Consider the following 24,298-nt stretch of genomic DNA (forward strand, 5'->3'; position numbering starts at 1 on the left):
CCGACCTAGTTACCGCGACGGCTTTGCCGGTTTGCTTTCTTTGCTTTTTTGGCCATGCCTTGAAAGTCGATTTGGACTTTTTTGAGGGGAACATCCGAAATGGAAAAGGGCGTCGTGTAGCATTCCCGTGGCTTCATCGCCGCCAGTTGGGCTTCGATCCGTTGCCACCAGATCATAAGATGGCCAGCTTGCATTGCGCGCGGTGAATTGGCCCATGCCGCAGGCAAATGAATTACCCGAACGCCTGTGCGCTCGACCGCCTGCACCTGAGGAGGTTGTTTCAAAAAGTCAGTATCTGCGGTTAAAATTGCCTCACCGCCATCGTTAGCAAAAGCAGTGATCCAATGGACATCACTACTTCCTTGAAATCCCTCTTTCAGGACTGATGTCAGCTCGAATCCGTCGGTGAGCGCGATCTTAATGATCGCTTGAACAATCGTCGGCGCGATATGCTCGTCAGCCCGGATCCTCAATTTGCAGTCTGTATCTCGAACTCGACAGCCGCTCGGACGGCGTCTTCATCAATTTCAAAAGCATCTGCAACACGGGCGATACTGCCCTCAGCCTTCCACATCCGGTAGATAGCCGAGGTCGGAATCCTTTCTTCAGCCAACGCCGGCTTCCCAAAGGCTACAGCTGGATCAACCCCCACCATTGGAAATTCAGCAGGCATTGGAAACCAGCGGCGAGCGAGTTCGGAAGAAGGATCGAACTCAACCCCTTTCGCAATTGTAGCTTCGATGACGTCCCACATCTCATGTTGGCCCGAAGCTAAGTCCCATGTGACCCGGTCACCCTTCTGCTCTGCCACTTGTGCGAACACGCTGCGCCTGTCGGTCAAGTATTTAGCTCGTGATAGAGCAAACGGATGAGGCTGATCCCACTCCCGGCGCGCCCGGTCAGCGGCCGCTCGAAGCGTCTGCATCGAGACCCCTTGGCTACGAAAGGCCTCAATGAATCTCATTTCCATTAGGTCGAGAAAACTAATCGTGCGCGTATCTTTGAAATCGCGGTCAACAATCGGACCAGCCGTGCTGCTGGGCCAACCGTTCAACCACCCTCGCAATTTTGGAGAGGCGACCTTCAGCAGACGCGAAGCGTCAGCGGGGCTGTAAAAGCCCGCGAGCAATGGATCGGCTGAGATCGAAATGTGCTTCAGCGGAGCGCTCCCTCAAACATGGAAAATCGGATATCCTAGGCGTAACGTCAAGCTGTCGTTGTTGCCCGCGCGTTCAACTTATGGCTCCCCTCCAACAAAAAAGCCGGGGCGTCGCCACCCCGGCTTCTTCATAACCCAAAGCCGAAAGCCTTACTTCGACCGCTCCACCTGGTCGAAGTCCAGCTCGACCGGCGTTGCGCGGCCAAAGATCGATACGCTGACCTTGACCTTCGACTTGTCGAAATCGAGTTCCTCGACCACGCCGTTGAAGCTCGCGAACGGGCCTTCCAGCACCTTGACCGCGTCGCCGATCTCGTAATCGACCTTGACCTGCTGCTTGGGCGCGGCGGCGGCTTCTTCCTTGGTATTCAGGATGCGCGCGGCCTCGCTCTCGCTGATCGGCTGCGGCTTGCCCGACGAACCCAGGAACCCCGTCACCTTGGGCGTATTCTTGACCAGATGATAGACGTCGTCGTTCATGCTCAGCTTGGCGAGGACATAGCCGGGGAAGAATTTCCGCTCCGACTGGATCTTCTTGCCGCGCCGCACTTCGGTGACGGTCTCGACCGGCACTTCGACCGATTCGACCAGCGCGTCGAGGCCCAGCCGCGTCGCATCGGCCAGGATCTGGTCCCGAACCTTGTTCTCGAAGCCCGAATAGGCGTGAATGATGTACCAGCGCGCCGCCATGGAATGTTTCCCGTTATCTGGCCGCTCAGCCCGCGAGGCTGAGGAGGAAGTTCACGATCGCGCCGAACAGACGGTCGACGCCGAAGAAGAAGAGGCCGAGCAGGGTCGCCATGATCAGCACCATGACGCCGGTCATGATGGTTTCCTTGCGGGTCGGCCACACGACCTTCTTGGTCTCGGCCTGCACCTGGCGCATGAATTCCAGCGGATTGGTCTTCGCCACTTGTTGCCTCGCGAATAAAATGCCCGGCTCCGGGACAGGTTTCTCCGCCCGGCTCCTTCAGCAAGGAACCCGGCGAACCCCATCACGATGTCGGATTGGGGACGCTATCTAGCGACTTGGGCACAGGGGGGCAAGGGGCTTGGGGAGCAGAGAAATTCCTCCCCTGCACCGCAGGGGAGGAACTAGATGCGTAGCCCTGACAATCCTCCCCGGAACGGGGAGGGGGACCATACGCAGCATGGTGGAGGGGGCGCGAGGCAATGGAATCCGGTGCCTCGGGCCCCCTCCGTCAGCGCTGCTCCTTCGGAGCAGTTTATCCTGAGCGCCGCCATAGGCGGCGTCGAAGGGCGCTGCCACCTCCCCGTTCCGGGGAGGATTGCCCTGCCCCCCTCACCGCAACTCCACCACCGCAACCACCGGCAGCGCCACCCGCGCGCCCTGCTCATCCCAATGGCGATGGTTGAACACCGCCCCCTCGGCCCGCACCTGCGCGACCTTGGCCGGGTCGATCTCCCCGAACACCCATCCCGGCGCATCCATCGCGCCCATCGCCACCACGCCATCGGCGGGAAAGCCGAGATCGGGCGGGCCATAAATCCCCGCCGCGCCATGGCTGATGCCGAGCGAGGGGGTCCATTCGGCCTCCCCCACGACGGGCGCCTGCACGACGTAACACTGGTTCTCCAGCGCCCGTGCCTGCGCGCCCACGCGCACGCGGTGGTATCCGTGCAGGCTATCGGTCGCCGACGGGGCGAGGATCAGGGTCGCCCCTGCCTCCACCTGCGCGCGGACCAGCAGGGGGAATTCGACATCATAGCAAATCGCGATGCCGATCCGCCCCAGATCAGTGTCGAACACATGGAGCGGCGCGCCGCCGCCGATATTCCATTCCTCGCGCTCGAACCGCGTCATCACGATCTTGCGCTGCGTGCCCATCTTCCCGCTCGGCGCGAACAGCCGCGCATGGTTGCGGAACACGCCGTCATCCTCGCGCACCGGCAGGCTCCCGGCGCAGATGTACATGCCGTGCCGCATCGCCAGCTCGGCATGCAGCGCATCGACCCGCTCCACAAGCGACCCCAGCGCCGCGATCGATCCATGCAGGTCCTCGACGCTTACGGGGTCGAGCGCGGTCAGCTCCATCCCGGCATATTCGGGAAACACCGCGAATCTGGCACCGCCGTCCGCCGCCTCCGCGACCCAGCGCGCGATCTTGGCCGCATAGGCATCCCAATCGGCAAGCTGCTCGACCGGATAGGCCGCGGCGGCAAGGATGAAGGCGGTCACAGCGCGCGGCTCCAGAATTGCAAGCGGTGCGGCGTCTCGCCCGCCTCGCCCAGGTCTGCCCAGTGCATCGTGCAGACCAGCCCCGGCACTTCGCGATAGCCGCGCGCGGTCCAGAACGCCGCATGGCTGCGCGCGCCCTCGGGTCGCATCGGATGATCGTCGGGCCGGATCACCGAGCAGAAGGTGGCAGTGCGCGCGCCCGCTCGCCGCGCCCCCGCCTCGCGCTGGTCGAAAAACGCATGGCCAATCCCCTGCCCGCGCCACTGCGGCAACAGCACCGATTCGCCGAAGTAAAAGGTCGTGGGCACATCGAACCCGTGCGCCGCGACCGGCTCCAGCACCGCAGCCCCCTGCGCGCTCAGCGGCGACGCGGTCGCCATGCCGATAATGTCATCGCCATCGAACGCCGCGACCAGCACCGCATGCGGCGCGGCGGCAAAGCTGGCGAGATAGCCGCTCTCATACCCGGCATCGCCGTCATAGAGGTATGGCCACTCGCGAAACACCGCGATCCGCAACCGCGCCAGATCGGCGATGCGCTCCTGCACCTCGCCGGGATCGAGCGTGCGGACGCTGACGCTCATCCCCCGACCTGTGCGATCCAGTCGGCAAGGTTGTAGTGCACGGAGACGCGGGCGATCAGGCCATCGCGAATCTCGAAAAACGCGCCCGCCGGCAGGACATAGGTCTGGCCGGTCGCGGGCGGCAGCCCCTCGTCGGTCGTCAGATACGCCCCGTGCACGACGAACTCCGCCGCCGCCCGCGCGCCGTCCGGCGACGTCATCACCACGATATCGGTCAGCCGCTCGCGGTAACACCGGTCCATATGCGCCAGGAAGTCGCGGAACGCCGCCTTGCCGCGCTGCCGCCCGCCCTGGTTGATGTCGTGCGCGACATCCTCGCTCAGGCAGGCAAGCATCGCGTCATTGTCGCCGGCGTTGAACGCGGCGTAATAGCGCGCGATCAGCGCGGCGGTGGCGTCGCGTGCGCTCAAATCAGCGTGATCACGCCAAAGCCGCCGATCAGCAGCACCATCGCCAGCCAGCCGAGCAAGGTCAGCCGCTCCTCGATAAACGCCTGCACCGGCTCGCCCCAGCGATGGACGAGGAAGGCGAGCAGGTAAAAGCGAAAGCCGCGCCCGATGACCGCCAGGATCACGAACAGCGGGAAATTGTAATGGAAAAAGCCATTGGCGATCGTGATCAGCTTGAACGGCAGCGGCGTGATCCCCGCCGTCAACGTCACCACCGCGCCCCATTCGTCATACAGCGCCCGGACGCTCTCGACCTTGCTGCCCAGATGATACAGGTCGATGATCCACTGCCCGATCGTGTCGAACAGGAAATAGCCGATCGCATAGCCCGCAATCCCGCCCAGCACCGACGCGACGGTGCAGATCGTCGCGATCCAATAGGCGCGCTGACGCTGCGCCAGCATCATCGGGATCAGCATCACATCGGGCGGAATCGGAAAGAAGCTCGATTCGGCAAACGACACCGCGGCGAGATAGCGGTCGGAGTGACGGTGCGCTGCGAGCTTCAGCGTCCAGTCGTAGAGCGCGCGGAACATGCGGGGCGAAACCTCTGCAAGGGGTCCGGGTGCGCCCGGAAGAGTTGGCAGGGGAGCTCGGATTCGAACCGAGGGCCTTCGGTTTTGGAGACCGACGCTCTAACCAGCTGAGCTACACCCCTGTGCGGTGCCGCGCTTTAGCGACGCTTTGGAAATCGCACAAGAGCCGCCTGCGACCAAAAACCGAACAGAACATAGTTAGAACATCGAATTTCCAACATTGCAAGCCAAAAAGCCCGCGCTTGCCTTCAGCCAGCTTCCTCGCTAAGGGCGCGCGCTTCCACCGGATACCGATGGAATTGCGGGAGCACCGGGCCACACGTCCGGGGCGTCTGGACCGCTAAACTTGAACCGGGCGTGGCCGCAAGCCGCGCCCAGCGACAGAGTGAGAATAATGGCAAAGAAAATTACGGGCTATATCAAGCTCCAGGTGCCTGCGGGCTCCGCCAACCCCTCGCCGCCGATCGGTCCGGCGCTGGGTCAGCGCGGCGTCAACATCATGGAGTTCTGCAAGGCGTTCAACGCGGCGACCGGCGAGCAGGAAAAGGGCACGCCCCTCCCCACCGTCATCACCGTGTACGCTGACCGCAGCTTCAGCTTCGAAACGAAGCAGCCGCCGGCAACCTACCTCATCAAGAAGGCCGCGAACCTCAAGTCGGGCTCGAAGGAGCCGGGCAAGATCTCGGCCGGCAAGATCAAGCGCTCGCAGCTCGCTGAAATCGCGACCGCGAAGATGAAGGATCTCAACGCCAACGATCTCGATGCCGCAACGCGCATCATCGAAGGCTCTGCCCGCGCGATGGGCCTCGAAGTGGTGGAGGGCTGAACCCATGGCTAAGCAGACCAAGAAGCAGAAGGCCCTGGCCGGCACCGTCGACCGCGAAAAGCTGTATGGCGTCGATGAAGCCATCGCGCTGGCGCAGAAGAACGCGACCGCCAAGTTCGACGAGACCATCGAAGTCGCGCTGAACCTGGGCGTAGATCCGCGTCACGCCGACCAGATGGTCCGTGGCGTCGTCACCCTGCCCGCCGGCACCGGCAAGACCGTGCGCGTCGGCGTGTTCGCCAAGGGCGCGAAGGCGGACGAAGCCCGTGAAGCGGGTGCGGACGTCGTCGGCGCCGAAGACCTGCTCGAGATCGTTCAGGGCGGCAAGATCGAGTTCGATCGCTGCATCGCGACCCCGGACATGATGGGTCTGGTCGGCCGCCTCGGCAAGGTGCTGGGTCCCAAGGGCCTGATGCCGAACCCGAAGCTCGGCACCGTCACCATGAACGTCGCCGAAGCGGTCAAGGCAGCCAAGGGCGGCCAGGTCGAATATCGCGTCGAAAAGGCTGGCATCATCCATTCGGGCATCGGCAAGGCGTCGTTCTCGGCCGCCGACCTGCGCTCGAACTTCGATGCGCTGGTCGACGCCGTGATCAAGGCGAAGCCGTCGGGCGCCAAGGGCAAGTATCTGCGCAAGGTCGCAGTCTCGTCCTCGATGGGCCCGGGCGTGAAGGTCGACGTCGCCCAGGTGTCGGCGATCTGATCTTCGCTACCCAAGCGAACCACGAAGAACCCCGGGGGCAACCCCGGGGTTTTTTGTTGGCAAGCGCGCCCCTCGCCAAACCAACAAAAATGCGCTACGGGCGGCGCAAATCCCCGCGATAAACTCGATTCCGACGCGCTGCCCGCGGGGCGCGCGGCATATTTGTGAGCTTGATGCCCTTTTCACACCTTCCCACCCGCCTCGCCGAGGCGCTGACCCAGCGCGGATACGAAGCGCTGACCCCCGTTCAGGCCGAAGTGACGCAGGACGATGCGCGCGGCCGCGACCTGCTTGTCTCGGCCCAGACCGGGTCGGGCAAGACCGTCGCCTTTGGCCTCGCCATGGCCGAAGACCTGCTGGTCGACGGCGCGCTGCCCGCGCCGCGCCTGCCGCTGGCGCTGGTGATCGCACCGACGCGCGAACTCGCTCTTCAGGTCGCCAAGGAACTGGGCTGGCTCTATGCCGCAGCAGGCGCACGTGTTGCCACCTGCGTCGGCGGCATGGACGCCTCGCGTGAGCGGCGCGCGCTGTCGCATGGCACGCATATCGTGGTCGGCACCCCGGGCCGTCTGCGCGACCATCTCGACCGCGGCGCGCTCGACCTCTCCGCGCTCAAGGTCGCGGTGCTCGACGAAGCCGACGAGATGCTCGACATGGGCTTTCGCGAGGAGCTGGAGGCGCTGCTCGACGCGACCCCAACCGAGCGGCGCACCTTCCTGTTCTCCGCCACGCTCGCCAAGCCGATCGTCGCACTCGCCAAGCGCTATCAGCGCGACGCGCTGCGCATTTCCACCGTGGGCGAGGATCGCGGCCATGGCGACATTGCCTATCAGGCGATCACCGTCGCGCCGTCGGACATCGAGCATGCCGTGATCAACCTGCTGCGCTTTCACGAGGCGGAGACGGCGATGCTGTTCTGCGCAACGCGCGACAATGTCCGCCACCTCCACGCCAATCTGGTCGAGCGCGGCTTTTCCGCCGTCGCGCTGTCGGGTGAGCATAGCCAGTCGGAACGCAACCATGCGCTGCAGGCACTGCGCGACCGCCGCGCGCGCGTCTGCGTCGCCACCGACGTCGCCGCGCGCGGGATCGACCTGCCGACGCTCAGCCTGGTGATCCATGTCGAGCTGCCGCGCGACGCCGAGGCGCTTCAGCACCGATCGGGCCGGACCGGACGCGCGGGGAAGAAGGGCACCGCCGTGCTCATCGTGCCCTATCCGCGCCGCCGCCGCGTCGAAATGACGCTGAAGCAGGCGAAGATCAACGCCGAGTGGCTGCCCGTCCCCAGCGTCGAGGACATCAAGGCCAAGGACCGCGACCGGCTGATCGAAAAGATCACCGCCCCGGTCGAGCCGGACGAGGATGATCGCGCACTCGCCGCCGAGCTGATGGAAAAGATGACGGCGGAGGATATTGCCGCTGCTTTGGTCCGCGCCCACCGCGCGTCGATGCCGGCGCCCGAAGAGCTGATCGACCGCGGCCCGTCCGATCAGCGTGGTCCGGTCCATCGTCCGGGCTTTGACGACACGGTCTGGTTCAGCATGAATGTCGGCCGCCGCCAGAATGCCGATCCGCGCTGGATCCTGCCACTGATCTGCCGGCGCGGTCATGTGACCAAGAGCGAGATCGGCGCGATCCGCATCGGCGCCGGCGAAACCCGCTTCCAGGTGCCGAGCGCGATGGCCGACCGCTTTGCCCGCGAAGTCGCGAAGTCGGCCGGAGCGGACGAGGATGTGCTGATCGAGCGCGCCGACGGCCCGCCCCCGCCAGGCACGCGCGGCGACCATGAGCCGCGTCACGGCAAGCCACGCAACCACAGCCGCCCGATGCACCGCGCGCGTCCTGCGGGTGGTCCCGGTGGCGGCCAGCCCCCGCGCGCGCCCAAGCCCCATCGCGGCAAGCCGCCGAAGAAGTGATCCTTCCTAAGCCCCCCTTTAGGGGGCTGAGGAGAAGCCCATGACCACCCTCCACATCCTCGTCGACGCCGACGCCTGTCCGGTAAAGGACGAAATCTACAAGGTGGCGTGGCGCCGCGAGGTGGCGGTGACGATCGTCGCCAACAGCTTTATCCGCATCCCCGATCACCCGCTGATCGCGCGCACCATCGTGTCGGACGGCTTCGACGCCGCCGACGACTGGATTGCCGAGCGTGCCGGGCCGAAAACGGTGGTCGTCACCGCCGACATCCTGCTCGCCGACCGCTGTCTCAAGGCTGGGGCGACCGTGCTCTCCCCCGCCGGCAAGCCTTTCACCACCAGTTCGATCGGCGCGGCGATCGCCACCCGCGCGATCATGGCCGATCTGCGCGCCGGCGGCGACCAGATCGGTGGCCCCGCCCCGTTCGGCAAACAAGACCGCTCGCGCTTCCTCTCCGCGCTCGACGAGGTGCTCGTGCGCTTGGCACGCCTGCCCTGACCGACCCGAACGCTACTCGGACCTACCCAAAGGGGTAATCGTCGCCCCAGCCCACAGCTGTTACCCTCCACGCGTCCAACAGGAGGCGCGCATGGCCGAGCAACGCATCGTTCACCCCGACGGCACCGGCATCAACCTGCACAGCTGGCCGCTGGCGGATGCAAAGGCGGTGGTGGTCCTTCAGCACGGGTTCAACGCACATGGCGGCCACATGCAGTGGCCGGCAGAGCAGCTGAATGCCACAGGCTATGCCTGTTACGCGGTCGATCTGCGCGGTCGCGGCACATCGGACGGCCCCCGTTATTATGTCGAGCAGTTCGACGATTATCTCGCCGACCTGCAACTCGCCTTCGACCGCGCCCGGACCGACCATCCCGGCCTTCCGGTTTTTCTGATCGGCCACAGCGCCGGGGGCGTCATCGCGACCAGCTATGCGCTCAAGCATCAGGAACAGCTCGCTGGCCTCGTCTGCCACAGCTTCGCCTTCCGCGTCCCCGCGCCGCGCTTTGCGCTCAACCTGCTGCAATGGCTCGGCGGCTTCCTGCCGCGGCTCGGCGTGCTCAAGCTCAAGAACGCCGATTTTTCGCGCGATCCCGCGCATGTCGCAATGATGGACGCCGATCCGCTGATCGCCAACGAAACCCAGCCCGCGCGCACCGTGGGCGAGCTATGGGCCGCCGACAAGCGCCTTGAAGTGTCGTTCGGCGCCTTTTCGATGCCGATCCTGATCATCCACGGCGCCGATGATCACGCCACCCTTCCGGTCGGCAGCCGCTTCTTCTTCGACCGTGCCGGATCGACCGACAAGACGCTGAAACTCTATGACGGCTATTATCACGACCTGCTCGCCGATACCGGCAAGGAGGTGGTGATGGGCGATATCCTCGGCTGGATCGCCGCGCGCTTGTCGGCCCAGACTTGACCCCTGCCTGATGGAGGCTAAGACGCGCGCCGAACACCGGGACTGCCCGGTACGGCGCGCCGCCTCTTACGGGTTTCCGGCCTGCGCGCCCGTCCTTTCGAGCCCGCACGTATGGAGACCCCGCATGGCGTGGATCATCCTCGGCATTGCCGTGTTCACCGAAATCATCTGGGCATTGAGCCTGAAATGGGCCGCGACCGCCGGCACCTGGCAGGCCGCCGCCGTGCCGATCGTGCTGAGCTTCCTCAACATGGCGCTGCTCGCGCTGGCGATGCGCGATATCCCGGCGGGCACCGCCTACGCGATCTGGACCGGGCTCGGCGCGGTCGGCGTGATCATCGGCGGCGTGATCCTGTTCGGGGACAAGGTGTCGCTGGTCCAGGCCGGGTTCATGGCGCTGATCGTCATCGGGGTCGCCGGGACGAAGTTGAACGCATCCATCTGAACCGGGCGCGTCGGCGGGTGACAATCGCCGACGCCCGCCCTATCATCCCGCGCACCGGTGATAAGGAAACAGCTTTCGATGTTCGCACGAACCGGGCCGCATCTGGTCGCGGCCTCCCTGATGCTCGCAGCGGCGGCACCCGCGCTGGCGCAAAGCGCAACGCCGTCCCCCCGGCCCGCGCCCTCCCCCAGTGCGACCCCGACCGCCGCGCCGCTGCAGGTCCAGCCGACCCCCGCCGCGCTGCCCTTGCCGACGGTCACCCCGGCACAGGCCGAAGAGCTGCGCCGCATCATCGTGCAGGGCCGGATCGCGCACGGCCTGCGCTATTCGACTCAGGCGGCGGAAGTGCTCCCCGCCGATGACGCGGGACTGGTCCGCGCCGCGCTCGATTATGCCCGCGCGATCCATATCGGCCGGCTCGACACCGCCGATTTCCAGGAGGATTGGGCACTGCGCCCAGCGGCGTGGGACCCCATCCCCGGCCTGACCCGCGCGCTCGCCGACAACCGGCTGGCGCAGTGGTTCGCCGACCTCGCCCCGCCATACGAGGGCTATGAGACGCTGCGCGTCGGCCTCGCCCGCTATCGCCTGATCGAGGCGGCGGGCGGCTGGAGCGCGATCCCCGCCGGTCCCGACATGACCGTCGGCGCGACCGGCCCGCGTGTCGCCGCACTGCGCGCTCGGCTGGCGGTCGAGGATGACGGCGTCGCCCGGCTCGGCAACAGTTTCGACGCGGACCTGAAAGAGGCGGTGATCCGCGCCCAGCGCCGCTACGGCCTCAACCCCACCGGCACCGTCTCCAGTGGCACGCTCGCCGCGCTCAACGTTCCGGTCGAGGCGCGCGTGCGGCAGATCATGGCGAACATGGAACGCTGGCGCTGGATGCCCAAGGAGATGCCGACCGACCGGGTTCAGGTAAATATCGCCTCGGCCAGCGTCGCGGTGTTCGAGGGCGACCGCCCGGTGATGTCGATGCGCGGCGTGACCGGCAAGCCCGGCGGCGGCGAGACGCCGATGCTGGTCTCCAACATCCATTCGGTCGTGATCAACCCGCCGTGGAACGTCCCCGCCGGCATCGCCGCGCGTGAGCTGTTCCCCAAGGGTCCGGCCTATCTCGCGCGCAACGGGTTCAAGGTCATCGGCACCGGCGCCAACCGCCGCCTGCAGCAACAGCCGTCACATTCGGCGCTGGGGAAATTCAAGTTCGACTTCAACAACCCCTTCGCGGTCTATCTGCACGACACGCCGACCAAGGGCACCTTCTCGCGCTACGACCGGCTCGCCAGCCATGGCTGCATCCGGCTCGAACGCCCGGCGGACCTCGCCAATCTGCTGATGGCGGGCGACCCCGTCTGGACGCCGGAAAAGGTCGCGGCCACACTTGCCACCGGACAGACCACGCGCGTACCGCTGCAAAAGCAGGTCGCGGTCTATCTGCTCTATTGGACCGCCTATGGCAGCGCCAATGGCACGATGAATTTCCGCGGCGATCCCTATAACTGGGATAAGACGCTCGCATCCAAGATCGAGGCGCGCTCGGCCACCCAGGCCCAGTCCGCGCGCTGAACCACAGGGGAGAACCACATGAACTATCGCCGCACGCTCAAGCTCGCCACCGCCTTCGCCGCCGCCGCTGCGCTTGCCGCCTGCTCGGGCGCATCGGAAGAAGCCGCGCCCGTCGAAAATGCGGTCAATGCGATGGATCTGACCGAAGAGCTGCCCGCGGAAAACATCACCGATGCCGCGCCGGTTGAGACCGAGAATGCGACGACCCCGGCACCGGTGGCCGAACCGGCGACGCCCGACGAAGCGCAGATTCAGGACGACGCCGAAGCCGTCGGCATGACCGCGCGCGTCCAGCGCGGCGAAACCTCCGGCAATCAGGCCGCTCCGGCGGAGTGACACCCTAAATCCTCCCCGGAACGGGGAGGTGGCAGCGCGTAGCGCTGACGGAGGGGGCCCTCCTCGAAGCACGTTGGCTTGCCTCGGGCCCCCTCCACCGGCTCCGCCGGTCCCCCTCCCCGTGCCGGGGAGGAACTGAATAGCCCCACCCTTGACTCCTGTCCCCCACCCGCTATGAGCGCGCCTTCGCGTCACCGGGCAACCGGCGCGCGTTCCGTCCGAGACAGTGGGTGTACGGCAACTGGCCGTACTTAATTTCCCGCCAAGACGGGGACAGAGATTTTTCACCGGCCGCCTTCGCACCTGCGGAGCGTCCGGGTCAGCCCGCCGGACCCTTCCGGCCCTGACGATCATGCCCCCACGGACATTGGGGATCGGGCAGCCGCCCGGTCTCTGGCGTAACCGCTCCGGCCCTGGCCGGGGCATAGTGAGGAGACAGGCATGGATCGTTCTCAGAAGACCCAGGCCGTTGCCGAGCTGAACAGCACCTTCAACGAGGTCGCAGTGGTGGTCGTCACCCGCAACCTCGGGATGACCGTCAAGCAGTCGACGGACCTCCGCAACAAGGCGCGTGCAGCTGGCGCGAGCTACAAGGTCGCAAAGAACCGCCTTGCCAAGATCGCGATCGAGGGCACCGATTATGCGGTGCTCGCGGACCTGCTGACGGGTCCGACGGCGCTTTCCTATTCGACCGATCCGGTCGCCGCCGCCAAGGTGGTGTCGGATTTCGCCAAGACGAACGACAAGCTCGAAATCGTCGGCGGCGCAATGGGAAGCATGCTGCTCGACGCGGAAGGCGTGAAGGCGCTCGCATCGCTGCCTTCGCTCGACGAACTGCGCGGCAAGATTGTCGGCCTGCTTCAGGCACCGGCAGCCAAGCTCGCGTCGATCACCCAGGCACCCGCGGCGCAGCTCGCCCGCGTGTTCAATGCCTATGCGGAGAAGGACGCGGCCTGAGCCGACGTTCATTTGCGATTTTTCGAACCAATCTGAATTTTTGAAGGGAATATCAAATGGCTGACCTGAACGCTCTTGTTGACCAGCTGTCGGAACTGACCGTCCTCGAAGCCGCTGAGCTGTCGAAGCTCCTCGAAGAGAAGTGGGGCGTCAGCGCCGCTGCTCCGGTCGCAGTTGCCGCTGTCGGTGGCGCTGCTGGCGGTTCGGCTGAAGCTGCCGTTGAGCAGACCGAGTTCGACGTGATCCTCACCGGCGACGGTGGCAAGAAGATCAACGTCATCAAGGAAGTCCGCGCGATCACCAACCTCGGCCTGACCGAAGCGAAGGCCCTCGTCGAGGGCGCGCCGAAGGCCGTCAAGGAAGGCGTGTCGAAGGACGAAGCCGAGAAGCTCAAGAAGCAGCTCGAAGAAGCCGGCGCGACCGTCGAGATCAAGTGAGCCTGAGCGCCGCAAGGCGCACAGGACTCATCCCGGCGCAGGCCGGGATCTCGTGCGGCAAGCGATCCGCTTGCTAGATGAAGGGGGCGGTCCGGCAACGGGCCGCCCCTTTTCGTTTGCGACGTGCCGGCGAACTGTTAGCGATCCGCGTCGATGGATAAGAGCAACCCCGCCAGCGTCGGCCTCTGCGGCGATCTCGACGAGATCGCCGCAATCGACGAGATCGAGGCAATTTTCGGCGTCACGCTCGATTATGCCGATGCGCCGTCCTGGCAAACCGCGGGCGACGTGTTCCGCTCGCTCCTGAACGTCCTCCCCGCCGATGTCGCGAATGCCTCCGACACATGGGATCGGTTCGCCGCCGCGCTGACCCACGAAACTGGCGTCGATCCCGCAACGATCACACCGAACAGTCCGCTGCTCGACGAGGCACTGCCATGGCGCGGTCTCGGCAATCTCAGCCGGATGATGGCGATGCTGCTCATCGCGAGCGCGGCGATCCTCGTCCTGCTCGTGCTGGTCCTGCGTTAAGCCCCAGCCGAGTCCTTCGGCACATACCGCTTCGCCGCGAGCCGCCCGAACCCCTCCGCCGCACGCTCGACCCAGAGCGGCCCCAGCCGGTCGCTGCCAGGCGCAGGCACCGTCCCGATCATGAAGCTGTCGCGCAACGTGCGGATCGACAGGCCGGCATACCATTTGAGCGCCACCGGCAGGATCGGCACGAACATCGGCTTGCCCTGGACATTGACGACGCGCATCTGCTCACCTGCCTGCGTCACCTGACCTTTCAGCATATGGATGCCGCCCGGTGCGATGCTGAACGGCTCCGACCCCGGCGCCATCCGCGCGGCGCCGTGGAAGGCGGCGATCTGCGCATCCTGATCGGGATTGGCTGCGAACAGGCCGAGCACCGCGCGAACATTGTCCGCCGATTCCGGCCCGCGATTCTGGATGTAGAGCTCGAAATCGATGCTCACCACGCCGTCACGGATCGCGGCGCGCAACGGGCGGATCTCGGTCACCAGCGGACCCGGCGGCGGCGGCACCGGCGCGACGGGCGCAGGCTGCGCAGTCGGAGCGGCGGATGCCGGTGGCTCGGGTGCAGGTCGAAGCGGGACCTTCGTCGTCACAAGCCCTGCACGTGCCGGCGGTCCCGGCGTCGGCGGCGACGCAATCACCGGCGTTTCAGCCACTTCCGCCTCTGGGACCGCGTCGCGGCGACGGCGACGGCGCCCGGCAATTGCGATGCCAGCCACCAGCCCGACAACCAATGCCGCCGCGGCGCCAAGCGCAGGCCACAACCATGCCGGCAGCGGTTCGCCCGCCGCCGCCGGGGTCGCGCTTGCCGTCGGGACGGCACTGCCCGGCACCGGCCCGGGCTGCGGTGTCGCGACCGGCGTGAAATCCGACGGACCAAATCGTGTCGGGCTCGGCACGGGCGTGGGCTGCGCATCTGCAGGCGCGGTCGGACGCGGGGCAGGTTGCGTGGCTGCAGGACGCGGCGACGGCGTCGCCTGCGGGACCGGCGTCACCGCCGGTTGCGGCGCGGGCGCGGGAGTCGGGGTCGGCGTCGCGCGCGGCGTTGGATTCGGGTTGATGTCGAAGTTGCCGATCGGCGGGGTGATCACCGTCGGCTGCTGGCCATTCTGGGCAGCAGCCGGGCTCGCAAGCAGCAGGATCATGGTCAGCGCGGTGGTCGCGCGAAGGGGCGTCACAGTCACGCGCCGCGCCTAGCATGGAGATGGCAGGCCCGCGCACCAAAAAATGCGCGGGCCTGCCGGAAAAACGACCCGCCCCGGCGCAAACCGGGGCGGGAGATGAACCAAGGCATCACACCTTGGCCGGGACACCGACCAGTTCGGCCTCGACATCGTCATACATCGACGGGTCGTCCTGGATCGCGATCGGCTCCAGCTGCATCCCGCCATTGCTACGTCCGATGCGGAACGCGGCGGCCGTGCGCCCTTCCCGCCCGTCGGGCAGGCGGTAGCGGGCATCGGCGACCAGCACCGGCGTGAAGCCGTCATCGTCACCGGCAATCGCATCGACCTTGTCGCGCGGCATCGTCAGCATCGCTTCGAGAGTCGCCCCGTCACCCGGCGCGATCGTCTCCGCCGACAGACTCGAGTCCTTCGGCGGATTGGTCAGCATCCGCTCGATCTCGCTCTGCTGCGCGCTATGCTCGCCCAGCATGAAGGCACCGATCCGCACGTCCTGAGCAGGCGCACCGCCAGCGTTGGCAACGGTCAGTTCGAACCCGACCTTGGCACCGCGGCGGCTCATCCCTGCACGGGTCGGACGGATCGCGAGTTCCAGCTGCGGACGGCTGCCGGCCGGGCGCGCGCCGCCCAGCACGGCGGCGACATCCGCCGGATCCGCATCGGAAAGCTCGGCATTTTCGAGTGCCGGCTTCGACGCCGACACCTTCGCAGCTTTCGCCTTGGGCTTTGCAACCGGTGCGATCCGCTCACCCAGTTCCGGCTCGCGACGCGGCGCGATGAACGCCGGGGCGGCGGCGATCGGATTGGCAACCGGGCGCGCGATGACCGGATCTGGAGCGCGCGGCGTCGCCACGGGCGTGGGGAGCGGCTCGACCGGTGCCGCGATGGCGACCTCTTCCTCAATCAGCGGCGCATCTTCGCGACGACGGCGCAACAGCATCGCACCCGCGATCAGCGCGGCGACACCGCCCAGCGCGGCCAGGATCAGCCACATGGTGCCGCCCTCGCCAGTCGTCTCGACTGGGGCTGCGACCGGATCGGCGACGGGCTCAGTGACGGGAGGCGGCGTCTCAGCAACCGGCTCGACGGGCGTCGGTGCGCGTTCGGTCACCGGGTCGGGTTCAGCGGCCACCGGAGCTGCCGGAGCGGCACGCTGCGGCGTTTCGACCGCGCGGGTCGGACGTGCTGGACGCGCTTCGGCCTGGCGGGCAGCGGCACGCTCACGCGCCTCCTGCTGCGCCTGCTCGACCACGCCGGGAGCAATCGTCGTGCGCGACTCACCGGCAGGCGGCGTTTGCGCGACCGGAGCCTGGACCGGCGGCGGCGTGACCGGCTGCGGCGCAGGAGCCGGGGCCGGCGTCGCGGGCACCAGCACCGTCGGCGGCGTCACCGTCTCCTGTGCCAGCGCGGTTGCGGGGAGAGCGGCGGCGGCGAAAAGCAGCGCCACTGCTCGGCGAAGCGCGGGTCGCGCATGATGTGGTGTGTGGGTCATAACGGGGGGTCAACAAGTGGAACCCGCAATTCGTCGCACATAGCCCTCAAAATTGCGGCGAGTTGTTGTCGGACATCGACCAGTTGACGATTCCGCTTTACTCGAACAAAAACGGGGACGACTTGCGCCGCCCCCGTGACTAGTTGTTCAATAACCTGAACATTTGTTCAGGGAACGGTCACCGTCTTGAATTCTATGCCCTTTAGTTCCGGCAAAGCCTGAAGCTGTGGCGTGACAACCTTGAGGTCGCCAACGACGACCAAAGTCAACTTGTCGAGGGGAAAGCGCTTCGCCGCCTCGCTGATCTGCGCATTGGTGACACTCAGCGTCGCCGGGACATAATTGTCGAGCCAGTCGCGCGGCAGACCCAGCGCATCACGCGTCGCCAGCGTGTTGACCAGCGCGCCCGGCGTCGAATTCTGGATCGCGAACAGCCCGGCCATATATTGCCGCATCCCGTTCGCTTCCTCATCGCCCGGCGGAGTCGTCTGCAGCTCGCGGATTTCCTTGAACACCTCGGTCAGCGACGGACCCGTGGCGGTCGTCGTGACATCGGCGTTGAACGTCCACACCGCATTGGTCGGCAGCAACGACACACCCGACCCCGGCGAATAGGTATAGCCCTTATTCTCCCGGATATTGCGCGTGATGCGCGAGCTGAACGATCCGCCCAGCAACGCATTCATCACCCGCGTCGGGATATCGCCCGGCGTCCCGGCGTCGGGCGCGGGGAACACCAGGTTGATCGTCGATTGCGGCGCACCCGGCCGGTCGATCAGCAGCACCTGCGGCCCCTGCTTGGGATTCACCGGGATCAGCGCCCGCTCCGGCCCGGCGGTCCAGCCGCCGAACGCCTTCTCGACCGCCGCCTTCACCGCCGCTGCATCGAAGCGCCCGGCGATGTAGAGGTGCGACCGCTTCGCCCCGAAATTGGCGGCATGCCATGCCTTGAGCTTGCCCGCGTCATATGCGTTGAACTGCGCCGGGGTCGGCAGCACCCGGCCATAGGGATGGTCGGTGCCATAATAGGCGCGCGTCACCGCCGCATTGGCCAGCGTCCCCGGCTGGGTCAGCGCGATCGCGAGGCGGCGGTTCCAGTTGGCCTTGACCCGCGCCAGTTCGGCCTCGGGAAAGCTCGGCCGCTGCGCGACATCGGCGACCAGTCCGATCGCATCCGTGATCCGCTCCGACAGCACGTTGATCGACACGCCGGAGGAGGTCGAACCCGACCCGGTGCCGATGCCGCCACCCATCTCGGCCGCCTTTTGCGCGATCTGCGCGGCGGTCATGCCGCCCGCGCCCTCGCGCATCATGTCGAGCGTCAGTCCCGCGAGCCAGGTATCCGGCCCTTCATCGATCGACCCGGTATAGGTCTGCAGCGACACCACCGCCTTGGGCACGACGCCATAGGGGATCAGCGTCACCTTCATCCCGTTGGCCAGGACATAGGTTTCGCTCGCCGGCACCTTGAACGGCTTGGGCGCGGGGATTGGCGGCGGGGTCGAGGGAAGCTCCTGCGCGGCGACGCCCATCGGCGCGGCGAGCAGGGCAGCAGCCGTCAGGCTGGCGATCATGCGGCGCATCTCACTTGCCTCCTTGCTGAGCGGCGGGCGCGGCGGGCTGGGCCGCACCGGGATCGATGACATAGATCGAGCGGTTGGTCGGGCGCAGATATTCCTGCGCCGTCTTCTGGATCAGCTCGGGCGTCACCTTGGCGAACCCGTCCTCAAGGCCGTTGACCTTGCTCGGGTCATTGTCGAACAGCGCATAGACCGCGAGCAGGTCGATGAGGCCAATGCGCCCCGTCCCGTCGATCGTCGAATAAAGCGAGGAACGCATCTTGGTCCGCGCCCGCGCCAGCTCCTCCGGCGTCACCTTCTTGGTCCGCAGCTCTTCGATCACTGCGTCCACCGCCGCCTTGATCTCGTCGCGGCTGCGATTGGCGTCATGCGTGAAGTTGAAGCTCCACAGCATCGGCCCCTGATAGTTGAACATGTTGCCCAGCGGGAAGTTGATCCCGCCGCCAACCTCGCCCGCAATCCCGGTCTCGGCGACCAGCTTGCGATACAGGCGGCTGTCATTGCCCTTGACCAGCATCTGGTCGATCAGGCCCATCGCATACCATTCGGGCGTGCCGCGCGCGGGGACATGGTATCCCGCTGCCCAGCCGGGCTTGGGCGCCAGAGCGTCGGTGCGCGCGCGGAACTTCTCCGCGGTCTGGCGCGGCTCGCTGATGTCGGGAAGCTTGACCGGCGGCGCCTTGGGCATCCAGCCATAATATTTCTCGACCATCGCCTTGGTCGCGGCATAATCGATGTCGCCCGCGACCACGAGCACGGCGTTGGACGGCTTGTAGAAGCTGTCGAAGAACTGCTTGGCGTCCGCGACGGTCGCCGCCTCGATCTCCTTCAGCTCGCCGTAGAAATTGTGGCTATTGTACCAGTTGGTATTCGCCAGCATCGGCAGGTCGATCCACGACCAGGTGCTGTAGGGCTGGTTGAGGACGTTGACCTTGACCTCGTTCCCCACGACGCCCTGCTGGTTCTTCAGCACCTCGTCGTTGATCACCGGCGCGGACATGCGATCCGCCTCGAGCCACAGCATCCGCTCCAGCGCGTTGGACGGCACCACCTCGAAATAGTTGGTGAAGTCGTAGCGGGTCGACCCGTTCAGGATGCCGCCGGCGTTGCTGATCGTGCTGATATGCACGCCCTTGGGCGCGTTCTTTGACCCCTGGAACAGCAGATGCTCGAACAGATGCGCAAAGCCGGTGCGCTCGCGCGGCTCGATGCGGAATCCGATGCCGTAATAGACGCCGACCGTCACCGTCGGGCTCAGCGTGTCTTTCGCCAGGACCACGCGCAGGCCATTGGGCAGCGTGAAATACTGGATCTCGACCTGTAGCTTGGCCGGCGCGGTCTGCGCCGCTGCGGGCGTCGCGGCGAGCCCCAGCGGCAGCACCGCCCCGGCCAGCGCAAGCGCGATCATCCATCGTTTCCCTGTCATGGCAATCCCCTCTGACTCGTCAGCTGTATTAGCCTATCAGTACAGCGCGCGAGGGCAAGGGGCGCTGGCCGAAGATCAGCGACGGGTTGCTAAGGTTCGCTCATCATCCGCCGTGCTGAGGTGCGGCGGCACACACGTCAGCGGCGTGACAGGCGCCAGTTGATCTCGACCGCCAACCGGTAATCGCGCCCGGCGCGCGCCATTTCGCGCTGCGCCGCGGCGTCGAAACTTGGATAGGCCGCGATGCGTGCCCGCAACGCCTGGTCCTGCAGCCGCAACAGCGTGCGCGACGTCGCCGCACCGTCGGGCAGTCCCGCATAGTCGCGGGCAACATAGCCATAGGTCGCGATCAGGCCGGGATGGGTCGCGACATGATAGCGCCGCTGCTGATCCAGCGCCTGCAACGACAGACTCGCCGCCTCAGCCGCGCGTCCCTGCAGATGGATCACGCGGGCAAGCCGGCCCAGCACGAGCCAGCGACGGCGTTCGGGTTCATAGGCCAACAAGGCGCGGAACACGGTTTCCGCCGCTGCATGTTGCCCCGCTTTCTCGAACTCATCGGCCAATTGCGCGGAGATCCTGCGGGACCAGAACCAGCGTGAATCGTCGCTTTGCCGCACCTCGCCAGGTTTGATCGCCGCCATCAGCGTATCCGCCCGTTCGGCCATCTCGGCGGCCTGGATGGCGTGGGTTGCAACCTTCGCCATGTCACGCCGCGCCAGGTAAATTCGCACCAGCGCCAAATGGAAATCGCTCTGCTCCCCGTGCACGGCGGGATCAGTCCCGGCAGAACGGGCGATGGCCTGCCGGAGCACCGTCTCCGCCGCGACGACATCGAGAGTCTTGTCCCGCAGGCCGACCCGGCGCTCGGCTTCCGTCGCTGTCGCGGGGACCGGAGCGCTCGCCACGAACACGCCGACGCGCCATTTGGATTCGGCATAGCGCTCCATGACCGTGTCGCCCGTCCGGCTGGCAGCGGTCATCAGAGCGCCATAAAACTCACTGCACGGCTTCACATCCGCCAGCACGGCTTCACAGTCGGCGGCGATCTCCTCCCAGATCCGCTGGGCGGTGCGAAAATCGGCCTCCTTGGCAGCCTTTTGCGCAGCAAGTCGACGTGCCGTCTTCTCCGCCCGGAATGCGTCGAGGCGCCGCTCCTCCCCATCCGTCAGCGCGAGCGCCTGACCCGCTACCGCCGGCATGGCGATGCTGCACAGCATGGCGAAAAGAAGAATGCATCGCATCCGATGTCTGTATCACAGCCGCAACGAACGTCGATCGGTCGCTTTCGGTGCCGCCACGCCGACGCCGGCGTCAGATCCCGCCCTGCGTGACTTCGCGCCCCGTCGCCTCCAGTTGCGCAGTCAGGTCGGCCAGACACGCCGCGACCACCGCATCATCGGTCGCGCGGACGACGAAATTCGCGCCCACCCGCCCCTCCCGGAAGAACGGGTAGCTGCCGATCGCCACGCCTTCATGCGCCTTCTCGGTCGCGCGCAGGATGTCGGCGACCTCGCTCTCGGCGACCCAGCAGCCAATCGTCCCGCTCACCACCGGCTTGCCACCCTCCAGCGTGCCGGTCAGCGCGTCGAGCATCCCCGCGGTGATATGCGGCACGCCCGCCATGATGAAGATATTGCCGACGCGGATGCCCGGCGCACCCGACATGCGGTTGGGGATCAGGTCCGCCCCTTCCGGCACCCGCGCCATCCGCAACCGCGCCTCGGTCAACCCGCCGCGCGTCTCGTAATAGCGCTCCAGCACCGCACGCGCCTCGGGATGCACCACCACCGGCACGCCCAGCGCCGCCGCGATCGCATCGACGGTGATGTCGTCATGCGTCGGCCCGATCCCGCCGGTGGTGAAGCAATAATCGTATCCGGTGCGGATCGCATCGACCGCCGCGACGATCCGCTCCTGCACATCGGGAACCACGCGCACTTCGGACAGGCGAATGCCCTGCACGTTCAGCCAGATCGCGACCTGCGCGACATTCTTGTCCTGGGTCCGACCCGACAGGATCTCGTCCCCGATGATGACCAGCCCGGCGGTCCAGATGCGCTCGCTCATAAACCCGCCATAGCGTGCGTCTCCGCGCTCGCAAAGTTGCCCTTTAGGCCCTATATGGCGCGCATGACTGAATATGTTGCCGTAACCGCCGACACCAATTTCGCCCGCGACGGGGCGATCAAACTCTACGGCCCCGACGGGTTCGCTGGCATGCGCGCCGCAGGCAAGCTCGCCGCCGAGATTCTCGACGCGCTCGTGCCGCATGTCGTGCCCGGCGTGACCACGGCGGAGCTGGACGATATCGTCCGCCGCATGACGCTCGACGGCGGCGCGGTCCCGGCGACGCTCGGCTATCGCGGCTATACGCATAGCTGCTGCATCAGCATCAACCATGTCGTGTGCCACGGCATTCCGGGCAACAAGACGCTGAAGGACGGCGACATCGTCAATATCGACGTGACGCCCCTGCTCGACGGCTGGCACGGCGATACCAGCCGCATGTACCTCGTCGGCGATGTGCCGTTGAAGGCCAAGCGGCTGGTCGACGTCACCTATGAATGCCTGATGATCGGCATCGAAATGGCCAAGCCCGGCAACACGATGGGCGATATCGGCCACGCGATTCAGCGCCATGCCGAAAAGCACCGCTACGGCGTCGTCCGCGACTTCTGCGGCCACGGCCTTGGCCGCGTATTCCATGACGCGCCCGAAGTGGTCCATGTCGGCCGCCCCGGCACCGGGCCTGAGCTCAAGCCCGGCATGTTCTTCACGATCGAACCAATGATCAACATCGGTCGCCCGGACGTGAAGCTGCTCGACGATGGCTGGACGGCGGTGACGCGCGACCGCTCGCTCTCGGCCCAGTTCGAACATTCGATCGGGATCACCGAGACCGGCTGCGAAATCTTTACCCAGTCGCCCACCGGCCGCCACAACCCGCCCTACGCATAATGGCCGAAGGAAAGTTCGAACGTCACCGCCAACCCTGGCGGCAGGACGAGATTCAGAAGCTGCACACGCTGGCGAAGAAGGGCATGGCGCTCAAGGCCATCGCCAAGGCGCTGACCCGCAGCGAGGAATCGGTCAGGGACCGCGCCAAGGAAGACGGCCTGTCGATCGCGAAGTTGCGGTGAACGATCCAATCCTCCCCGGAACGGGGAGGGGGACCATCCGCAGGATGGTGGAGGGGGCCCGAGGCAACGGATTCCATCGCCTCGGGCCCCCTCCGTCAGCGCTGCGCGCTGCCACCTCCCCGTTCCGGGGAGGATTATGACCTACGACGCCATCATCCTCGGCGCAGGCGCAGCCGGCCTGATGTGCGCGCTCACCGCGGGCCAGCGCGGGCGGCGCGTGCTGCTGATCGACCATGCCGATCAGGTCGGGAAAAAGATCCTCATCTCCGGCGGCGGGCGGTGCAACTTCACCAATCTCGGCATCGCGCCCGACCGGTACCTCTCCGCCAACCCGCATTTCGCCAAGTCCGCGCTGCGCCGCTATACCCAGCATGACTTTATCGAGCTGGTCGATCGCCACGGCATCGCCTGGCACGAAAAGACGCTCGGCCAGCTCTTCTGCGACGGCAGCGCCAGGCAGATCGTCGCGATGCTGCTGGACGAGTGCGACAAGGGCAGCGTCGAAATCGCCCTCGGCCACGCGATCCGCGACGTGACCCACGCCGACGGCAGCTACACCGTCACCTGGGGCGACCGCACCGCCACCGCCCGCGCGCTCGTCATCGCCACCGGCGGGCCTTCCATCCCCAAGATGGGCGCGACCGGCTTCGCCTATGACCTCGCGCGCAAGTTCGGCCTCAAGGTGGTCGAACCCCGCCCCGCGCTCGTCCCGCTCACCCTCGGCGGCGACGAAGTGCTGTTCCGCGAACTCTCCGGCGTCGCCGCCCCAGTCGCCGCCCGTGCCGGGAAAACCAGCTTCCGCGAAGCCGCACTCTTCACCCATCGCGGCCTGTCCGGCCCCGCGATCCTGCAGATCAGCTCCTATTGGCGGCACGGCCAACCGGTCGAAATCGACTTCCTCCCCGACCGCGCCCCTGGCTGGCTGACGCAAGCCAAACACGCCGCACCGCGCACGACGCTGCGCAAGCTGCTCGGCGACGCCCTCCCCAACCGCCTCGCCGACACGCTCGCCGACCAACTCGCGCTCGACGGTGAACTCCAGAACACGGCCGACAAGCGCCTAGCCGAAGCCGAGCGCCAGCTGGCCGCCTGGACCTTCCACCCCAACGGCACCGAAGGCTATGCCAAGGCCGAAGTGACGATCGGCGGCATCAGCACCGCCGACCTATCGTCGCAAACCATGGAAGCCCGCACCGTCCCCGGCCTCTACGCGATCGGCGAAGCGGTCGACGTCACCGGCTGGCTCGGCGGCTATAATTTCCAATGGGCCTGGTCGAGCGGCTGGGCTGCGGGAATGGCGGTATAAGTCTCGATCAACCCTCCCCCTTGCGGGGCAGGATTGAAAAGCGGAAGCCCCGCCCGATTTCGACCGTTGCCGCCTCCGCCACCCGCTGCCACAAC

Annotated in this window: 28 protein-coding genes and 1 tRNA gene; 14 read left to right on the plus strand and 15 right to left on the minus strand. The window is 66.3% G+C overall.

The annotated features are described in order from the left end of the window. Positions 1 to 5 precede the first annotated feature (5 nt). The 9 genes from KYX69_RS05325 to KYX69_RS05365 form a co-directional block, all read right to left on the minus strand. Positions 6 to 473 (minus strand): hypothetical protein, encoded by a 468-nt coding sequence (locus KYX69_RS05325; protein WP_300494603.1) that lies wholly within the window; start codon positions 471 to 473, stop codon positions 6 to 8. After that, the gene (locus KYX69_RS05330; RefSeq protein WP_367280181.1) at positions 470 to 1,129 is read right to left on the minus strand and encodes a DUF433 domain-containing protein; all 660 of its coding nucleotides are present in this window, start codon (positions 1,127 to 1,129) and stop codon (positions 470 to 472) included. Before KYX69_RS05330 ends, KYX69_RS05325 begins: the two co-directional genes overlap by 4 nt. Positions 1,130 to 1,309: 180 nt before the next feature. Beyond that, positions 1,310 to 1,849, minus strand: a complete 540-nt coding sequence (gene nusG / locus KYX69_RS05335) for a transcription termination/antitermination protein NusG (protein ID WP_066659168.1) — start codon at positions 1,847 to 1,849, stop codon at positions 1,310 to 1,312. Positions 1,850 to 1,874: 25 nt separating this feature from the next. Beyond that, a complete protein-coding gene (gene secE, locus KYX69_RS05340) occupies positions 1,875 to 2,072 on the minus strand; it encodes a preprotein translocase subunit SecE (protein WP_300494608.1) in 198 nt (65 codons plus the stop codon). 390 nt (positions 2,073 to 2,462) lie between these two features. Beyond that, a complete protein-coding gene (locus KYX69_RS05345) occupies positions 2,463 to 3,359 on the minus strand; it encodes a carbon-nitrogen hydrolase family protein (protein WP_300494611.1) in 897 nt (298 codons plus the stop codon). Beyond that, entirely contained in the window at positions 3,356 to 3,943 is a 588-nt protein-coding gene (locus KYX69_RS05350; protein WP_300494614.1) for a GNAT family N-acetyltransferase, read from the minus strand. Before KYX69_RS05350 ends, KYX69_RS05345 begins: the two co-directional genes overlap by 4 nt. Then, positions 3,940 to 4,353: a ketosteroid isomerase-related protein gene (locus tag KYX69_RS05355; protein ID WP_300494616.1), complete on the minus strand. Its 414-nt coding sequence runs from the start codon at positions 4,351 to 4,353 to the stop codon at positions 3,940 to 3,942. Before KYX69_RS05355 ends, KYX69_RS05350 begins: the two co-directional genes overlap by 4 nt. Beyond that, complete coding sequence (locus KYX69_RS05360) at positions 4,350 to 4,928, minus strand: YqaA family protein (RefSeq protein ID WP_300494619.1); 579 nt, start codon at positions 4,926 to 4,928, stop codon at positions 4,350 to 4,352. The genes KYX69_RS05355 and KYX69_RS05360 overlap by 4 nt, the downstream gene beginning before the upstream one ends. A 45-nt stretch (positions 4,929 to 4,973) precedes the next feature. After that, a tRNA-Trp gene (locus tag KYX69_RS05365) sits at positions 4,974 to 5,050 on the minus strand. A 272-nt stretch (positions 5,051 to 5,322) separates the two neighbouring features. On the opposite strand from KYX69_RS05365, the gene rplK reads away from it, so the two are divergent. The 11 genes from rplK to KYX69_RS05420 all read left to right on the plus strand — a co-directional run bounded on the left by rplK (position 5,323) and on the right by KYX69_RS05420 (position 14,066). Continuing rightward, complete coding sequence (gene rplK / locus KYX69_RS05370; protein ID WP_066663141.1) at positions 5,323 to 5,754, plus strand: 50S ribosomal protein L11; 432 nt, start codon at positions 5,323 to 5,325, stop codon at positions 5,752 to 5,754. A 4-nt stretch (positions 5,755 to 5,758) separates the two neighbouring features. Then, entirely contained in the window at positions 5,759 to 6,457 is a 699-nt protein-coding gene (gene rplA / locus KYX69_RS05375; protein ID WP_066663143.1) for a 50S ribosomal protein L1, read from the plus strand. Between the two features lie 173 nt (positions 6,458 to 6,630). After that, positions 6,631 to 8,373, plus strand: coding sequence for a DEAD/DEAH box helicase (locus KYX69_RS05380; protein ID WP_300494728.1), 1,743 nt, complete (start codon positions 6,631 to 6,633; stop codon positions 8,371 to 8,373). Between the two features lie 40 nt (positions 8,374 to 8,413). Beyond that, positions 8,414 to 8,872 (plus strand): YaiI/YqxD family protein, encoded by a 459-nt coding sequence (locus tag KYX69_RS05385; protein WP_300494626.1) that lies wholly within the window; start codon positions 8,414 to 8,416, stop codon positions 8,870 to 8,872. Between the two features lie 91 nt (positions 8,873 to 8,963). Next, complete coding sequence (locus KYX69_RS05390) at positions 8,964 to 9,794, plus strand: alpha/beta hydrolase (protein WP_300494629.1); 831 nt, start codon at positions 8,964 to 8,966, stop codon at positions 9,792 to 9,794. Between the two features lie 124 nt (positions 9,795 to 9,918). Then, positions 9,919 to 10,239: a multidrug efflux SMR transporter gene (locus KYX69_RS05395; protein ID WP_300494631.1), complete on the plus strand. Its 321-nt coding sequence runs from the start codon at positions 9,919 to 9,921 to the stop codon at positions 10,237 to 10,239. Positions 10,240 to 10,317: 78 nt separating this feature from the next. Next, positions 10,318 to 11,805 (plus strand): L,D-transpeptidase family protein, encoded by a 1,488-nt coding sequence (locus KYX69_RS05400; RefSeq protein WP_300494634.1) that lies wholly within the window; start codon positions 10,318 to 10,320, stop codon positions 11,803 to 11,805. An 18-nt stretch (positions 11,806 to 11,823) separates the two neighbouring features. Continuing rightward, on the plus strand, positions 11,824 to 12,141 hold the full coding sequence (locus KYX69_RS05405; RefSeq protein ID WP_300494636.1) for a hypothetical protein: 318 nt from the start codon (positions 11,824 to 11,826) through the stop codon (positions 12,139 to 12,141). Between the two features lie 441 nt (positions 12,142 to 12,582). Then, on the plus strand, positions 12,583 to 13,098 hold the full coding sequence (rplJ, locus tag KYX69_RS05410) for a 50S ribosomal protein L10 (protein ID WP_300494638.1): 516 nt from the start codon (positions 12,583 to 12,585) through the stop codon (positions 13,096 to 13,098). Positions 13,099 to 13,154: 56 nt separating this feature from the next. Beyond that, complete coding sequence (rplL, locus tag KYX69_RS05415; protein WP_300494640.1) at positions 13,155 to 13,535, plus strand: 50S ribosomal protein L7/L12; 381 nt, start codon at positions 13,155 to 13,157, stop codon at positions 13,533 to 13,535. Between the two features lie 153 nt (positions 13,536 to 13,688). After that, positions 13,689 to 14,066, plus strand: coding sequence for a hypothetical protein (locus KYX69_RS05420; RefSeq protein ID WP_300494643.1), 378 nt, complete (start codon positions 13,689 to 13,691; stop codon positions 14,064 to 14,066). Here KYX69_RS05420 and KYX69_RS05425 read toward each other — a convergent pair. The 6 genes from KYX69_RS05425 to KYX69_RS05450 form a co-directional block, all read right to left on the minus strand. Beyond that, positions 14,063 to 15,256, minus strand: coding sequence for a hypothetical protein (locus tag KYX69_RS05425; protein WP_300494646.1), 1,194 nt, complete (start codon positions 15,254 to 15,256; stop codon positions 14,063 to 14,065). The two genes, KYX69_RS05420 and KYX69_RS05425, sit on opposite strands and share 4 nt — an antisense overlap. 109 nt (positions 15,257 to 15,365) lie before the next feature. Next, positions 15,366 to 16,703: an LPXTG cell wall anchor domain-containing protein gene (locus KYX69_RS05430; RefSeq protein ID WP_300494648.1), complete on the minus strand. Its 1,338-nt coding sequence runs from the start codon at positions 16,701 to 16,703 to the stop codon at positions 15,366 to 15,368. A gap of 212 nt (positions 16,704 to 16,915) precedes the next feature. After that, positions 16,916 to 18,331: a pitrilysin family protein gene (locus KYX69_RS05435; protein ID WP_300494651.1), complete on the minus strand. Its 1,416-nt coding sequence runs from the start codon at positions 18,329 to 18,331 to the stop codon at positions 16,916 to 16,918. 1 nt (position 18,332) lies between these two features. Further along, positions 18,333 to 19,736 carry a pitrilysin family protein gene (locus KYX69_RS05440; protein WP_300494654.1) on the minus strand — a complete coding sequence of 468 codons (1,404 nt, stop codon included), beginning with the start codon at positions 19,734 to 19,736 and terminating at the stop codon, positions 18,333 to 18,335. Positions 19,737 to 19,891: 155 nt separating this feature from the next. Further along, a complete protein-coding gene (locus tag KYX69_RS05445) occupies positions 19,892 to 20,974 on the minus strand; it encodes a hypothetical protein (RefSeq protein WP_300494657.1) in 1,083 nt (360 codons plus the stop codon). A 94-nt stretch (positions 20,975 to 21,068) separates the two neighbouring features. After that, positions 21,069 to 21,824 (minus strand): molybdopterin-binding protein, encoded by a 756-nt coding sequence (locus KYX69_RS05450; RefSeq protein ID WP_300494660.1) that lies wholly within the window; start codon positions 21,822 to 21,824, stop codon positions 21,069 to 21,071. A 63-nt stretch (positions 21,825 to 21,887) separates the two neighbouring features. Between KYX69_RS05450 and map the strand changes: the two genes are divergently transcribed. The 3 genes from map to KYX69_RS05465 all read left to right on the plus strand — a co-directional run bounded on the left by map (position 21,888) and on the right by KYX69_RS05465 (position 24,203). Then, entirely contained in the window at positions 21,888 to 22,715 is an 828-nt protein-coding gene (gene map / locus KYX69_RS05455; protein ID WP_300494662.1) for a type I methionyl aminopeptidase, read from the plus strand. Then, positions 22,715 to 22,897, plus strand: coding sequence for a hypothetical protein (locus KYX69_RS05460; protein ID WP_300494665.1), 183 nt, complete (start codon positions 22,715 to 22,717; stop codon positions 22,895 to 22,897). The genes map and KYX69_RS05460 overlap by 1 nt, the downstream gene beginning before the upstream one ends. Positions 22,898 to 23,033: 136 nt before the next feature. After that, positions 23,034 to 24,203, plus strand: a complete 1,170-nt coding sequence (locus tag KYX69_RS05465; protein WP_300494668.1) for an NAD(P)/FAD-dependent oxidoreductase — start codon at positions 23,034 to 23,036, stop codon at positions 24,201 to 24,203. Positions 24,204 to 24,298 lie beyond the last annotated feature (95 nt).

The sequence above is a fragment of the Sphingomonas sp. genome, assembly GCF_030145815.1.
In the GTDB taxonomy this organism is placed as follows: Bacteria; Pseudomonadota; Alphaproteobacteria; order Sphingomonadales; family Sphingomonadaceae; genus Sphingomonas.